General features: G+C 69.4%; 10 protein-coding genes. 5 read left to right on the forward strand and 5 right to left on the reverse strand.

Annotated elements, in window-relative coordinates; genetic code table 11:
- Positions 1-538: 538 nt before the first annotated feature.
- Positions 539-1,657, reverse strand: coding sequence for a fatty acid desaturase family protein (locus tag ACFY1U_RS45225; protein ID WP_390699913.1), 1,119 nt, complete (start codon positions 1,655-1,657; stop codon positions 539-541).
- Between the two features lie 7 nt (positions 1,658-1,664).
- Positions 1,665-2,720, reverse strand: a complete 1,056-nt coding sequence (locus tag ACFY1U_RS45230; protein WP_390699914.1) for a ferredoxin reductase — start codon at positions 2,718-2,720, stop codon at positions 1,665-1,667.
- Positions 2,721-2,807: 87 nt separating this feature from the next.
- On the opposite strand from ACFY1U_RS45230, the gene ACFY1U_RS45235 reads away from it, so the two are divergent.
- From ACFY1U_RS45235 to ACFY1U_RS45250, 4 genes are all read left to right on the forward strand, one after another.
- A complete protein-coding gene (locus ACFY1U_RS45235) occupies positions 2,808-3,947 on the forward strand; it encodes a helix-turn-helix domain-containing protein (protein ID WP_390699915.1) in 1,140 nt (379 codons plus the stop codon).
- 595 nt (positions 3,948-4,542) lie between these two features.
- Positions 4,543-7,836: a hypothetical protein gene (locus ACFY1U_RS45240; RefSeq protein ID WP_390699916.1), complete on the forward strand. Its 3,294-nt coding sequence runs from the start codon at positions 4,543-4,545 to the stop codon at positions 7,834-7,836.
- A 720-nt stretch (positions 7,837-8,556) separates the two neighbouring features.
- Positions 8,557-9,405 carry a hypothetical protein gene (locus ACFY1U_RS45245; RefSeq protein ID WP_390699917.1) on the forward strand — a complete coding sequence of 283 codons (849 nt, stop codon included), beginning with the start codon at positions 8,557-8,559 and terminating at the stop codon, positions 9,403-9,405.
- Positions 9,406-9,646: 241 nt separating this feature from the next.
- Positions 9,647-11,356 carry a protein kinase gene (locus ACFY1U_RS45250; RefSeq protein WP_390699918.1) on the forward strand — a complete coding sequence of 570 codons (1,710 nt, stop codon included), beginning with the start codon at positions 9,647-9,649 and terminating at the stop codon, positions 11,354-11,356.
- Positions 11,357-12,799: 1,443 nt separating this feature from the next.
- Here ACFY1U_RS45250 and ACFY1U_RS45255 read toward each other — a convergent pair.
- Both ACFY1U_RS45255 and ACFY1U_RS45260 read right to left on the reverse strand, forming a co-directional pair.
- Complete coding sequence (locus tag ACFY1U_RS45255) at positions 12,800-12,940, reverse strand: hypothetical protein (protein WP_390699919.1); 141 nt, start codon at positions 12,938-12,940, stop codon at positions 12,800-12,802.
- 156 nt (positions 12,941-13,096) lie between these two features.
- Positions 13,097-14,032 carry an alpha/beta hydrolase family protein gene (locus ACFY1U_RS45260; protein ID WP_390699920.1) on the reverse strand — a complete coding sequence of 312 codons (936 nt, stop codon included), beginning with the start codon at positions 14,030-14,032 and terminating at the stop codon, positions 13,097-13,099.
- 55 nt (positions 14,033-14,087) lie between these two features.
- Between ACFY1U_RS45260 and ACFY1U_RS45265 the strand changes: the two genes are divergently transcribed.
- Complete coding sequence (locus tag ACFY1U_RS45265; protein ID WP_390700038.1) at positions 14,088-14,489, forward strand: winged helix-turn-helix transcriptional regulator; 402 nt, start codon at positions 14,088-14,090, stop codon at positions 14,487-14,489.
- Here ACFY1U_RS45265 and ACFY1U_RS45270 read toward each other — a convergent pair.
- The gene (locus tag ACFY1U_RS45270) at positions 14,478-14,738 is read right to left on the reverse strand and encodes a transposase family protein (RefSeq protein WP_390699921.1); all 261 of its coding nucleotides are present in this window, start codon (positions 14,736-14,738) and stop codon (positions 14,478-14,480) included. The two genes, ACFY1U_RS45265 and ACFY1U_RS45270, sit on opposite strands and share 12 nt — an antisense overlap.
- Positions 14,739-14,949: the final 211 nt, after the last annotated feature.

Raw genomic sequence — 14,949 nt, forward strand, 5'->3', positions numbered from 1 at the left:
CGGGAGCCCTGAAGCGGTTCGGGCTTGCGGCCAGAAGCCGTCAGGAGGGACACCGGCGAACTCGCCGCCGCCGTCGTGCCGATACGGCCCGGGCCGCAAGCCGGCCGGAACAAGCGATGGGCCGCCAACGGACGGCAGGCGCGCAACCCGTCGTCGCCGAGCCGTTTTTGGCGGACCTGGCAGACGGCGGATTTCACGGCAGGACGGGGAACACAGATGAGGTCGACAAGCCGCATAACAGATAAAAGCGGCACCGGGGCAGGGTGGCGGAATACCGGCTGGCGTTCGGCACGCAGCCGGCGGCCCCCATCAGGAGGAGTCCTGTTTGCGGACTGGGGCAGAGTGATCCGCCCGCCGGGGAAGCGGACCGCGAGTGGACTGAGTTCCTGGTGCACGTCCAGGCAGCGCAGCCGGACACCGGGCTGCGCGAATCCTGTGACGTACGTCTGACGTAGCGGCCGTCCACCGTCCGCAACGGATCTCACGGAGCCCAGCGGTGCCGACGGTACGGCCGAAAGATCTCAACCAATACCGTGAATCAGGCCGCGACGAGCTCCTGCTCGCGGTCCGGCGTCCTGACCGTGGGCTTCTTGTTCGGCAGCGAGAGCCGGAAGACCTTGCGCCACGCGGAGAACACCTGCTTGGGCAGCGGCCCGGTGACGTACTCCAGCTCGTACTTCTCGAACAGCGCGCGCACCTTCACCGCGACCTCGGCGTACCGGTTGCTCGGCAGGTCCGGGAACAGGTGGTGCTCGATCTGGTGGGAGAGGTTGCCGGTCATGAAGTGCATGGCCTTGCTGCCGCTGATGTTCGCCGAGCCCATCATCTGGCGCAGGTACCACTGGCCGCGCGTCTCGCCCTTGATCGACCGGCGCTCGAAGACCTGTACGCCCTCGGGGAAGTGACCGCACATGATCACCGAATGGGACCAGAGGTTGCGGACCAGGTTCGCGGTGAACGTGGCGGCGAGCGTGGGGAGGAACGACGGGCCCGACAGCAGCGGGTGGATCACGTAGTCCTTGAGCACCTGCTTGCGGATCTTGCGGCCCACGGCCCTGGCCCGCGCGCGGAACTCCGGGTTGTTGCGGCGCCGCTTGTGCAGGTTCTTGCCGAGCTCCAGGTCGTACGCTGCGATGCCGTACTCGAAGAAGCAGGCGTTGATGAAGTTCCACAGCGGCTGGCCGAGGTGGAACGGGTACCACTTCTGGTCCTCGTCGACGCGCATGATGCCGTAGCCGAGGTCGTTGTCCTTGCCGATCACGTTGGTGTACGTGTGGTGCAGCTCGTTGTGCGAGTGCTTCCACTGGTCGGCCGGCGAGACGTGATCCCACTCCCAGGTGGTGGAGTGGATCTTCGGGTCTCGCATCCAGTCCCACTGGCCGTGCAGGATGTTGTGGCCGATCTCCATGTTGTCCATGATCTTCGCCACGGACAGGCCGGCGGTGCCGATCACCCACGCGGGCGGGAACATCGAGAACAGCAGTACGGCCCTGCTGGCCAGCTCCAGCTTGCGCTGGGCGCCGATGACCTTGCGGATGTACGCGGCGTCCTGCTCCCCGCGGCTGGCGATCACCTCGTCGCGGATCGCGTCCAGCTCGCGGCCGAGTTCCTCGATCTGCTCCGCGGTCAGGTGGGCGGTGGGGTCGATGGCGGTCAAAGTGCTCCTACCGTTCGATGTCGCAGGGGCCCGCCGCGGCGGACACACAGGTCTGGATGAGGACGCCCGGCTCGGCCTCGGTGATCTCGCCGGTGCGCAGGTCGCGGACGGCTCCCGCCTTCAGCGGGGTGACGCAGCCGAAGCAGATGCCCATACGGCACCCCGACGGCATGAGCACGCCGGCCTCCTCGCCGATGTCCAGCAACGGTGTGGCGCCGTCCGCGTCGACTTTCTTGCCGGTGGCGCTGAACGTGACCTCGCCGCCGTCGCCGGCGACGGCGATGCTGGGGCGGAAGCGTTCGGTGTGCAGGCGCTCTGGGACGCCGTGCTCGCTCCAGTGCTTCTCGGCGGCGTCGAGCAGCCCTGCAGGCCCGCAGGCCCAGGTCTCGCGCTCGGCCCAGTCGGGCACGAGTTCGTCGAGACGGGCGATGTCGAGCACGCCGTCGGTGTCGGTGTGCACCTCGGTGAGACGCAGCTTCCTGTCCGCGACGAGGTCGTGCAGTTCGCTGCGGAAGATCACGTCCTGCGGCCGGGGCGCGCAATGGACCATGACGACGTCGTCGAACTCGGTGTCGCGCAGCATGCCCATCACGGGCGTGATGCCGCTGCCGGCCGTCAGGTAGAGCACCTTGGCGGGCTTGGCCTGCGGCAGTACGAAGTCGCCGGTCGGCTGGTCGAGCTGGATCAGCGTGCCCGGTTTCGCTCTGCGGACCAGGTGGTTGCTGACCTTGCCGTCCGGGATCGCCTTCACGGTGATCGTGACGCGGCCGTCCGGGCGGTGTGTCGGCGAGGTGAGGGAGTAGGCACGCCACAGGCGGACCCCGTCGACGTCGACCCCGATCCGTACGTACTGACCGGCTGTGTGGCCGCGCCAGCCCCGTCCCGGCCTGATCACGATGGTCGCGGCGTCACCCGTCTCGGGGTGCACGGCCTCGATGCGCCCCCGCAGGTCAGCGCCCGCACGCAGCGGGCTGACCAGGTCGAGGTAGTCCGACGGCAGCAGCGGCGTCGTGACCATCTCCAGCAGTTTCCACGCCCTGCTGCGCAGGGCTGTACTCATCATGACCCCAGCTTGCTGCGTCTCAAGGCGTAAAGTCCTGACCACAGGACGTGAATCTGGTCGGCGGAATTGTTCGCAGGGAATAAAAGCATGAGCCATGCAATCCAGAGGGCCAGCGAACTGGCCCTGGACGAGAAGACGGTCACCGTACTTCGGGCGGCGCTGAAGACCACCGCCGACGAGGTCGTCCAGGCGATCATCGACGAGGTCCCTCCCTACACCAACGCCCTGTCGGGCCACATGGGCGCCACCATCCGCCGAGCCGTCCGCACCGCCCTGGGTCACTACCTGGACCTCGCGAGCGGGAACGCCACAGGCGGCGACGCCAGTGACGCGGCCTACGAGCTGGGCCGCGGCGAGGTACGCGACGGCCGTTCGATGGACGCCCTGCTCAGCGCCTACCGCGTCGGCGCCCGCGTGGCCTGGCGATGCCTGGCAGCGGGTGCCGTACCCGCAGGTCTGCCCGCCGCCGAGGTCGCCAAGTTCGCCGAGCTGACCTTCGCCTACATCGACGAACTCTCCGCCGCGAGCGCCGCCGGCCACGCCGACGAGCTGGCCGCCCGGGGCAGGGCCCACGAGCGCCAGCTGGAACAGCTGGCCCGCGACCTCCTCGCCGGCGCGAGCCCGGACGTGCTGCTGGCCTCCGCTCAACGAGCCGGGTGGCAGCCTCCCCTTTCGCTGACCGCGGTCCTGCTGCCGGCCGCCCAGGCCCGGCCTGCCCACCGCACGCTCGATGCGAGCACCCTCGTCCTCGACGATCTGCCGGACGCCACCGGTGTGCTGCTCGTCCCCGATGCCGACCGATCACGTCTCCTGCGGCAGCTGAGCGAGCGCACCGCCGTGGTCGGCCCGGCCCGGCCATGGACTCGTGCGTCCGCCTCGTACGCACGCGCCGCACGCGCGCGCTCCCTCTCCTCCGACATCCGCGACACCGAGGACCACCTGCCCGAGCTGGTGCTGACCGCCGACGCGGACGCGTTCGCAGACCTGCGTGCCAGAGCCCTCGCACCGCTCAGGACCTTGCCTGACGCGACCGCACGGCGGCTGGAGGAGACCTTGCGGGAGTGGCTGCTGCACCAGGGCAGGCGGGACGAGGTGGCGGCGGCGTTGTTCGTCCATCCCCAGACGGTCCGGTACCGGATGACGCAGCTGCGGGAGCTGTTTCCGGATCTCGCATCACCACACCGGGTCCTTGAACTGACGCTGGCGGTCGGTCTCCGGGCCGGCTGACACGTCCTTCGGCCGTCCACGACCGCGTCCGCGAGCGGTCCACGCATCGGGCCGCGTTCTCGGTGCCGTCAGCCGGCTCATACGGCCCGGGCAAGAGCGGCATGAGCCAGCTGGGGCATCACCATGGATCGTGTCGGATGAGCTGTGGGAGCGGATCGAGCCGCTGCGCGTACTCGCCGGCGGCGCGCAGGGCCATCGCGGACCCTTTACCGGGCGCGGCTTTGGCATCCTCCTAGTCAGGCTCGACCACCTGCCCGGCCGAGCCGGCCTTGCCGCACGCGTCCTGCTAGAACCGGAGGGCACCACCGACGCCGGCCCACTCACCACCGGGCTGTTCCAGAACGACGGTGTGATCGATGTCGAATCGGCCGCGGCCACCGACGAACAGGCGCGAGCGCCTTTTGCAGGTCTCTGCCGTCCTCGGTCTACAGCAGCTTCCCGAAGGAGTTGCCGGACGCCCGCCGGGTTCCGGTGCCTGCCCCGCACGGTCAGCTTCGCCGGTTCGCTGATCCGGGCGGGTGAAAGACGGTCGGGGCAGGATGAAAACCGCGGCCGGGAGGGAATCCCCGGGAGTTCCCCATGGAACCTCCGTGACGTGAACCTGCACCGGACGTCCTCCTCCCAGCTGACCCGACGGGGCTACGAGCGCGCCCGCACCTGGCGGGTCCGCAAGAGCCGCTGGTACTTCCCGGTGCTCACCCTGACCGTACTGGGCGCGCTCACCGAACTCGTCCTGATCGGCCTGGCCGTGGCCGCGCTGGCCGGATCGCCCGCGGACTTCGATTGGGCGGAGGACGCCTGCCAGAACAAAGGGCAGTCCTGCAGTGTCGTGTCCGGCGTCCTCACGCCCCTGCTCACCCTCGCCCTGGCCTCGCTCACCTACCTCTTCTTCCGCTTCCGCCGGGTGAGCGATGCCTACCTCACCAAGGCCAGGGAGGCCCCGCTCGACCTGGTCGAGACCGCGGGCGGCATCTTCGGCCGGGTGGTCGGGCGCGACCAGCTGTGCGACGTCCTGATGGAGGACCTGCGGGACACCCGGTTCCGCCGCGCCCACGTGGTGGTCGGAGGCATCGGCACAGGCAAGACCGCGCTGCTCGTGCTGCTCACCGGGCGGCTGGCGCAGCGCAGGGCCGTGCCCGTGCCGCTGCGCCTGCGCGGGGTCGGGGCCGACCTGGACTTCCGGGCGCTCGCGTACGAGCGCTTCAAGCGGGAGGTGCAGGGGCACATCCGGTCCGAGGGCGAGGCGGAGAAGGTCTGGCGGCGGCTGTGCCAGCAGGGCCGCATCGTGGTCCTCGCGGACGGCCTGGAGGACGCCCTGACGGAGAACGAACTGACGGAGGACCGCGACACCGTCATCCGGCTGGCAGTCCGCCGCGCCAACGAGGAGCGGCTGCCGCTCGTCATCACCTCGCGTCCGCACGACGCGCTGCGTGGCCTGGACGCCTCGGTGACCGATCTGGAGCCGCTCAGCGAGGAGGCGGCCCTCGCCTACATCTCCTCCGGCACCGCCTGGGAGGACCGGCAGCGGCTCGACTGGATCGTGGAGAAGGCGAGAATCGCCGAGGCGCCCACCTACCTTCAGGTCGCGCGGGAGCTCAACCAGGAGGGTCTGCTGGAGCGCGCCCTCACGGGCCGGTTCGAGGAGGGCGTCGAGACGCGGGGCGGCGACCGGGCGGCGCTGCGCCTGCACCTGCTCGACACCTGGCTGGGCGCTCTCGTCACCGGACGCCTGCGGCCACAGCTGCCGCTGGGCCAGGACGACCGCCGGGTGGCGCTGGAGTACCTCTCCGCACTCGCCTGCGTGGGGCTGGCCGTCGACTCGGCCGAGGTCCGCATCGCCCAGGTCCTCGACGAGCACGATCCGGCGGCCTCCCCCTACCCGGAGATCGTCGCGGAGCTGGCGAAGCGGGTGCAGGGCAGCCGGCTGGACATCCGGCTGGCCGCGCACTGGGGTATGGGCATGGGTCTGGTGGAACTCGGCGGTGACCGCGTGCGGTTCCAGCACAGTGTGATCCAGGCCCACCTGGGAGCCCGCTTCATGAACGCGGTGCTCCATCCGGACGTGCCCGACACACCCACGCGGGACAGGTACTTCCCGGCGGCCCTGGAGAACCCGGGCCGGGAACTGCTGCTCGCCCTGGTGCTCCACTCCCGCACGCCGGACGGCTCCTGCCCGCGCATGGCCCGCCCGACGGACGAGCACACCTGGTGCCCGGTCTCCACGGCACGGGACCTACTGCTGCGCGCCGCCTGCCACGCCCAGTCCGACACCGGCCGCCGACCGGACGACGGGCACCACGACCCGGCCGATCCACAGCACCTGTTCATCCGGACCCTGCATGCCAAGGCGCTCGAGATGTACACCGCGGCCCTGGAGATCGACAGCCTCGAGGCGCAGCCGAAGCAGCAGCAGATCGCGATGGAGGTGGCGGTGTCCTGGCCGGAGCTGCGGGCACGCGACCCGCACACCCTGAGCGTCGCCAAGTCGCAGCTCGTGACCCGCTTCGGCGAGGCCGTGCGCGGCGTCGCCCGCCAGGACCCCAAGCAGGCCGCGTACCGTGAGCTCTTCCTCATCGGGCGCCTGGAGCCGTCGTACAGCGTCCGGGTCGCCGTCGCGCAGGAGATCGGAGCGGGCGGCGACCTCGCCTTCGAGGTGCTGGAGCCTCAGTTGCGTGCTCCGCAGACCGTCCAGGATCGGCCCCTGGAACGCCCTGCGGACTGGCCGCTGCATCTGTGGCCGGACCAGCGGCCCGACAGCCCGGAGGAACCGGGAGCGCAGGACGACATCGCGCTGCTGCGGCGGCTGGAGGAGCAGGAACGCGAGGACGAGGAACGCACTCGACGCGAGGACACCCTGTGCGCCTGGCTGATCCCCCTGCTCGTGGGCTCCGTCACCACCCGCCGCCACCACGACACCCCCTTCGAGGTCCTGGAGAACTGGGTACGGCGCGTAGGTGCTCACGAGCAGGACGGGTCCGCCCTGGACCTGGGCCTGGAGGTCGCCCTGGCCCAGGGCTTCAAGTACGCGGCCAACCGGCGGGCCCGCCATCCGCACGCCCGCCCACAGGCCCGCGAGTACCTCAGCGAGCAGGCCCGGGACATGCTCAAGCGCTCCCGTTTCTGGTTCACCCGGCTCACGCTGCTGCATGCGCTGACGCTGTGGGAACTGCCCGAGGGCGCGACGGCGGCCACCGACCTCGGCGAGCACGGTTCCCACCCCGCGAAACAAGTACGTCAGTGGCTCGCCCTCCCGGGCGGCTCGGCCCAGCACCCGTTCGTCGAGGCCGCCGCCGAGCTGTGCGTCTGGGCGCTGATGACCGGTCGGCCGGAACGGTTCCTGTGGATCGACGAGGCCGGGGTGTCCGCGTACGTCGGTTCCCAGCCGGCCGGGGACGGGGAGATGCGCAAGCACCAGCTGTGGATCCCGCCCTCAACAGGCTGGAGCACCCTGCACCCCCGCGCCCAGCAGCTCCTCGCCGACGTCATGCTTCTGCTCAACCTCGCCGAGCGTGGCGACTGGCCCAAGGACCGGCTGCGCCGTCTGCGCCGCACCGACCGGGCGGACCTGCCGCCGTGCCTGACCCAGGACCGTCGCCCGCTCGCCCCGGACCGTGCCCCGGTGCGCACGGCCGTCTCCCACGCCGGCTCCAACTGCCACGACGATTGTGCCTTCGAGCTGTGTCCCTATCCCCCCTCGGGGCTGGGCGGTTACCGCCCGGAGCTGTCCGAGGCCTTCTGCCGGGCTCAGTTGACCCTCCTGTCGCGGCCGCGATGGCGGCCCTTTGTGCGACCCGAGGCGCGCTGGCAACGGGACACGGACCTCACCTCACTGAGGTTGTTCTGGGAGCGGATGGGGAAGCGGGCGCTGAACAGCCATCGCGGAAGATGACCAGGCCTTCTCGCGACCAGAGCCCGGACTTCCCTTCCCGGAGGGGCCGTACGGCGTCGTTGGCGTCGTCGTACAGCCGGGGTCCTTCGGCACACCGTCTGGGTCGGCGCCTGCCTCGATGTTCTTCGGCAGCAGTGCATGGTCGAGCTTCGCGGTCATCACGGGGTTCGGGCGGGGCGCGGGCCCCGTTGAAAACGGCAAGGCGGGGGGTAGTCCGGGAGCTCGGGGTGCCACCGTCTGCGTCTCACGCCACGTAGGGGTGCGCGCTCGCGGGGCGTCGGGCCATGACATGGGGCATCGCCCAGTGGACGCGGGAGACTGAGGAGGACGGGCTGTGCTCGTCGATTCTCGAAGTTCCTCGGGCCGGCGTCGGCCATGAGCCTTCGGTGGCGGCCGAGAAGCACTGGGTGCAGCCCCTTGTGCAGCGGCGGCCCTCAAGGCCTTCAGCGCTTCCAGTCAGGCTTCGCGGTACTTGAACTTCGAGCTGAGGACAAGGACTTCGCCGAGCTGGAGGCAGGATTCGCCTGGACGCCTCGGTCGGACATGCAGGCCTTGGCGGCTGGATGCGGGCACGTGATCCGCTGTACACCACTGGCCCATTACACACTTATCGCACAGAGGATCTTCACTATTTCCGACGTTAGTTCATATGATGCGGAGATCAACAGGCCCGGCCGGAGGGACACTTCGGCGGGCCTCTCACGTTCCTGTGGGGGATTCATGCGTATACGCGTCGCAGCCGCCGTGGCTTCCGGTGCCGTCGTTCTGTCCGCGCTCGCTCTTCCGGCCGCCGCTCAGGCGGCAGAGCGAGCGAGTGTGTCGGCGAAGCTGAGCTCCTTCGCCTCGAAGGCCGTTCGGCCCAACGACTCACTCGGCAACACCAAATTCTCGAACGCGGTCGTCAACGGCGGCAAGGACATCGTTCTCGGCACCACCGGCACGAAGTCCGTCACCGTCACGTACACCGCCACCGACCAGAACGGCGTCGCGCTCACCGAGGCCTTCCTGTGGCAGGGCACCGACAGTTCGACCACGGAGGGCATCACCGGCGGCCTGGGCACGGACGACGACCCCACCTGCACGGAGACCGCGACCCAGGGCGTCTACCACTGCAAGGCCGTCTTCAACATCCACCCGGCCACCGACATGAAGAACAACGGCGTGGCCGGGACCTGGAAGCTGTTCCTGGGCGCCTGGGACCTGTACGCGAACGCCAGCTACAACGACGACGTCACCACCGCCTCGATCAAGAAGCTCTCCACGCTGACCGCCGACGCCACGCCCGAGCCGGTCACGAAGGGCAAGACCATCACGGTCACGGGCAAGCTCGCCCGCGCGAACTGGTCTACGGCCACGTACGCGGGCTACGCGAACCAGCCCGCGAACCTGCAGTTCCGCAAGAAGGGCAGCAGCACCTACAGCACCCTCAAGACCGTCAAGACCAACACCACCGGTGTCCTGAAGACCACCACCACGGCCACGGTCGACGGGTACTACCGCTACGTCTTCGCCGGCACCGCCACCACCGCCGCCTCGACAGCGCCCGGCGACTTCGTCGACGTCAGGTAAGCACCGCGAAGCCGAGCCACCGAGGACCGACCACCGCGGCGCCGAACCCAAGGAATCGGCGCCGCAAGGCTGGGCACCCCGTAATCGTCAACGGGGATCCGCCGCGCCCCGTGACCCGCGCGGCAGAAGTAACCGATTCCCTGAACACACGCTCGGGCTGGGGTTAACCTCGTCTTCCACTCGCGTGAACTGACGTGCATCGAACGTGACTTCGGGGGATTTCTTGTCAGGAGAGCGGCCGGTGCCGACGGACGATGCGGCTGCCGCGCTGCGGCAGACCGGTGCCTCTCCGCTGCGGGTCGGCGACCCACGGCGCGTCGGCCCCTATGCTCCGATGGCGCTGCTCGGCAGTGGTGGCATGGGACGGGTCTTTCTGGCCCGCCCCATGGACGACAGCCCCGGTCTGGTCGCGGTGAAGGTGATCAGGCCGGAATACTCGGAAGATCCCAGGTTCCGACGCCGGTTCGAGCGGGAGGCGTCGGTGCACGCCCGTCTTCGTACACCGCACACAGCACGGCTGTCCGGCACGGGCTTCGACGACGAACTGCTGTGGATGGCCACCGAGTACCTCCCCGGCTTCGATCTGGCGGAAGCCGTACAGGAGGGCGGCCCCCTGGAGCCGGCCGCGATCTGGCGGCTGGCGGCGGAGCTGGGGCAGGCACTCGCAGACCTCACCGCCGAGGGAATCGTCCACCGGGACCTGAAGCCGTCCAACGTACTGCTGTCCGTCCGGGGCGCGCACGTGATCGACTTCGGTATCGCGAAGGCCGCAGACGCGAGTGCGATCACCGGTACCGGAAACCGGGTGGGGACTCCCGCCTACATGTCGCCCGAGCATCTGAGGGAGGGACGGTCCGACACGGCGTCGGACGTGTTCTCGCTGGCCGGGACGCTGGTCTACGCGGCAACAGGGCGGGCGCCGTTCGGTGACGGGACCGGCGTCGACGTGATGCACCGGGTAGCGTTCGAGGACCCCCGTCCCGAGGTGATCGGTCAGATCTCGACGGCGGACCCGGAGCTCGGCTCCCTGCTGACCGCCTGCCTGGCCAAGGAGCCCGAGCGGCGGCCCACCCCGCAGGAGCTCATCGACGCGGCCGGAGTGCGCAACGTCCTGTCCACCTGGCCTGAGCCACTGGGCGCCAAGGTGCTGGCCCGACAGCGGGCGTACGAGACGCTGCACCGCATGCCTGCCGCCGGCATGACCCGCTCAGGGTCTCCCGCTGCCCTGCCGCCGGTCCCGTCCGCGCGGACGCCTGAACATGCTCAACCTGTCATGGAGCCCCCGTCCAAGGCCGACGGCGGCCCGGCGAGAGCCCCTGCCCGGGCCCGGAGAAAGCCGTGGCTGGTCGCCGTCGCGGGCATCTCGGCCTGCGCCGTTGTTGCGGTGACCTTACTGCTCACACAACAGGACCCTCCCGCCACCGGCTCCGCGAAAGGCGGTGTCGCAAAGACCGTCGGCACCGCGCCCCGTGGCGACTCCAGCGCTCAGGTGTCCCCCAGCACGAACGAACAGCCCCGCCCGAACGTCAACGGCGGCGCAGTCGAAGAGCGCGAGAGCAAGACCGGCTCCACCCTGCGGCCCGGCCCTTCAGGCTCAGTCGACAACCAGCACGCCGACGCCTCTGCCCCGGGTACCACGCCGGACACCTCCCTCTCCCCCGCACCGTCCGCCGACAGCCCGTCCGCCGGAGCCGACACCACTCCCTGGCTCTCCGAATGCACGTACTACTCCGGCAACGGACGCACACGCCTCGGCGACAACGGCAAACGTGTACAGCAGGTCCAGTGCATGCTCACCAAGCGCGGATACAGTCTGGGAAACACCGGTGTGGACGGCGAGTTCGGACCCGACACGGAAACCGCAGTCCGGACCTTCCAGACCGACCGGGGGCTCAAGGCCGACGGCATCGTGGCACACGACACATGGAGCGCGCTGCGCAGCACAGCGTGACATTCCGGCAGCGCGCTCGCCGGAATCGTTCCGCCGATCATGCCGTCCGCCAGGACGACAACGCCGACCGCGGTATCGGCGGCGGCGAGGGTGCGCCACGTGGGCGCCGAGGAGGATGGCACTCGAGACTGTCCGCTGCGATGCTCACCAAACTGGCGAACCCCCGGGCGTCGCGGGAAACCGAAAGCGCCATCGAGCAGGCGGTGATGGAGCACCCCGCCGCCCAGGACCGCGCAACCTTGACGACGTCTTCGCCAGCCCCTCCCCACCACAGAACTCCGGTGTCGCGCAAGGACACGGCAACCGGATCACGATGCCCAAGCGCCAGATGTCCGGCCGCGCAGGATTCGAGCTCCTCCGCAAGCGCGGCCTGCTCGCCAAGTAGCCTCGTCAGCGGACCTGGTTCGGCTGCCTGTGTTCGTCATCGATTCTCCGGAGCGAGAACGAGACCTGATGCCGTCCCGCGCCCCGCTCCGTAGCGGCTCGCGTGCCCTCAAGAGCAAGGGCACCGACCCCCGTAGCACGAGACGCCGAGGCACCTACGGCCACGGCGGTCTGCGCCTCCCAATACCGGCCAGCGGCCCACGCCAGCTGCCGCATGCGATCTCGCCTTCGCTTGACCCACAGGATTTGAACATGTTCAATTCTCTTCGGCCGAGAAGGAACTGCCGTCGTCCGCACGGCAGATCACACGAGGAGGCACGGTGGGTTCGGGTGCGGGGGTCATCGCATACGTCTTCCTGGTCTACACAATCCTGATGGCACTGTTCTGCGTCTTCATCGGGTCCAGGACATCCTGGAGGATGGGCTTGCTCATATCAGCGCCAGTGATCTTCGCGCCATGGGGCTTGGTGCTGATTGAGTTCGCCGTCCACTGACCGATCCCGGCGCTCCGGACTCGGACGGCGCCGACCGACCGTGGGGCAACTCCGATCAACGACGTCACCGGTGGGCGAACAGCGCTGAGCGGAGCCCATGAAGCTCACGGCTGGGTGAGGATCCAGGCCCGAAGGAGCGTTAACGAGGCCCCGCCGCACATTGCCCTCGTGAGCGTTTTGGTCCTGTTGACGCGGCCTTCGAGGATTGGGGGACCCGGCATGTCGAGCGCGGGCACAGACGCCGGAACTGTGGGGACTGGTCCCGGCGAGGGCGGGCTCCGGCGGGCGGGGGGCTGGGACAGCGAAGGGGTGACTGCCGCGCTCGCCACCGCGGTCCTCGGCCGGCTCCTCCACCACTGCCAAGTGGTGCCATCAGCAGCCCCAGCCACCGGCTCGAGAACCGCCTCCAGGCCATCGAGCGCGAGACCGAAGTGGCCTGACAACTGGAGGCGTTCACCCGTACGCGACCGGGAGAAAAACCCGTACGCCGAGAGCTTCGGAGGTGATCTTTTTCAAGGTCAGGTCATCCCCGTGCCCCTGGCCCACGGAGGAAGACAGCTGTCCATCACGGGACCATGTCCGTCAGCGCCATGACCCGGCCGGGGTGTTCCCTCACCCAGGAGGCCACGATCAGGCACCCCTCGTCGTCCGTCCGCGGCACACCCGCCAGCCGGACGATGCGTTCCTTCCCACCGGGAAAACGCAACCGGGCCTCCTGGCCCTGCCTCCTCACAGCAGCGAACGGCTTGGGCGACCCCGCAGGAAGCTCCCATCGCGGGCTTTGGGCTGATGTCAGCTCGGCCTTGACTCCTGGCCTGGGGCTCGGAGCCTGTCAGATCTCGAGCCCCAGACCACGAAGCACCTACTTGCTCTCGGTGCTGACAGCTCCGGCGCTGTGGCTGATCCGGTCCCGTAGGGCCTGCCAGCCTCGTGCGTCGGCGCTCAGGACCTCGTACAGATAGGCGGAGACGGCGTCGGCGACGAGGACGACGCGGGCAGGGTCCTCGTCGGTGGTGTCCTTGGCGGCCTCGCCGGAGATTCCGCCGAAGAGGTGCTCGCCCTCGGCGATGGTGAGCAGTCGCTTCGGGCCCGGACTGAGGTGATAGGCATCGGTGAACCATTCCGGTCCGCGGGTAGTCATCTCCGACTGGTCCTTTCCGCCGGCGACGACCAGGGCGGGGACGGTCATGCCGGAGAAGTCCGGGCGCGCGAACGGGAGATACGTGAGCGCGAAGGGCGTCAGGGCGTCCCCGGCGCCGGCCGCCGCGATGAGCGCGCCCGCCTTGACGGCGGGGTGGGAGAAGTCCTCGCCCGGGTTGCCCTCGGAGTCGAGGACGCGGGCGCCCAGGAGGGCTCCGGCCGTCTGCGCTCCCCAGGAGTGCCCGACGACGGCGACGCGATCGCGGTCGACTCGGGCACCCAGACCGCTGACCTGCTCGAGGATGTCACCGAGGTTGTCCAGGACACTGTGCAGATCGGCTATCCGCACGCGCCAGATGGTGGCGAAACGGGGATCGTCGAAGCTGATTCCGTGGCGGCGGGAGTCCAGATGGGTGGGCTGCACCACGACAAACCCGGCAGCAGCCCAGCGGTCGACGAGGGGCTCGTAGCCGTCCATCGACCAGGCGTTGCCGTGGGAGAAGAGGATGACGGGCAAGTCTCTGCCGTCGACCGGTGCGGTGACCTTGACCTGCAGATCGATGCCGCGGTCGGTGGTGGGAACGGTGATGGGCTTGACGGCGATGACCTGACGGTTGAGCGTGGCCGTGGGGCGGCTCTGGCCGGAGTGAAGTTCCATGGCGTCGACGTTAGGAAGCCGATAGGTACCAAATGGTAACCTTCGGCTCGTGAACATGACCGCAGCCGACCTGGCGAGCGCGGCAAAGGACCTGGAAGCGGGCACGGTGTTCCTCGCCGACTGTCCCGCACGGCTGGCGATAGAGATCATCGCCAACAAGTGGTCGGTCGTTGTCCTGTTCGCTCTCACCGGCGGCCCCAAGAGACACAGCGAACTCGTCGCGCTGTCCGGCGGGATCTCACGCAAGGTACTGACGCAGACCCTTCGCCGCCTGCAGAGCAACGGCCTGGTCGACCGGCAGGTGTACGTCGAAGCGCCGCCGCGGGTCGAGTACAGCCTGACCGCGCTCGGCCAGACACTCCAGGAGCCGATCGTGATGCTGACCGAGTGGGCGCGAACCAACGGCGAAGCTGTCGTCGACTTCCGAGAGTCGGCAGCTGCCAGGTCAACCCACTGAGAGGTCGTTTCTTCCTGCTGTTTCATCCCAGGTTGGGGATTTGATGGGCTGGTGTCGGGTCGCGCCAGAAGATGGCGTCGACCGCTCGACGAAGGCCTTCTTCGTGTAGGAGGAACGGTGGCAATGGAAGCGCCGCGCCTGGAGCCCGATCTGCAACTTGCGTCCTGCCACCGGTCCTTCGGCAGGACCGCGCCCATACGAGGAGTGCACACGACGCGCTCTCCCCCGGCACCCCGGACAACGAGGCACCGGACCGCGTCCCTATCGTCCTGTCGTGGACCGGCAGTCGACCGTGGGCCATGCCGATGCGAAGGCGAGCCCTTGGCAGGGCAGGACGCTTTCGGTGAGGCAGCCGCGGGGGGGGGGGGGGGGGGGGGGGGGGCGCCCCCCCCGGGGGGGGCGGCCCCCCCCCCCCCCGCGCGCCCCGCCCCGGAGCACACAAACCCAAGCGGGCGCGGGG

This window comes from Streptomyces sp. NPDC001351, from assembly GCF_042896045.1.
GTDB lineage: Bacteria > Actinomycetota > Actinomycetes > Streptomycetales > Streptomycetaceae > Streptomyces.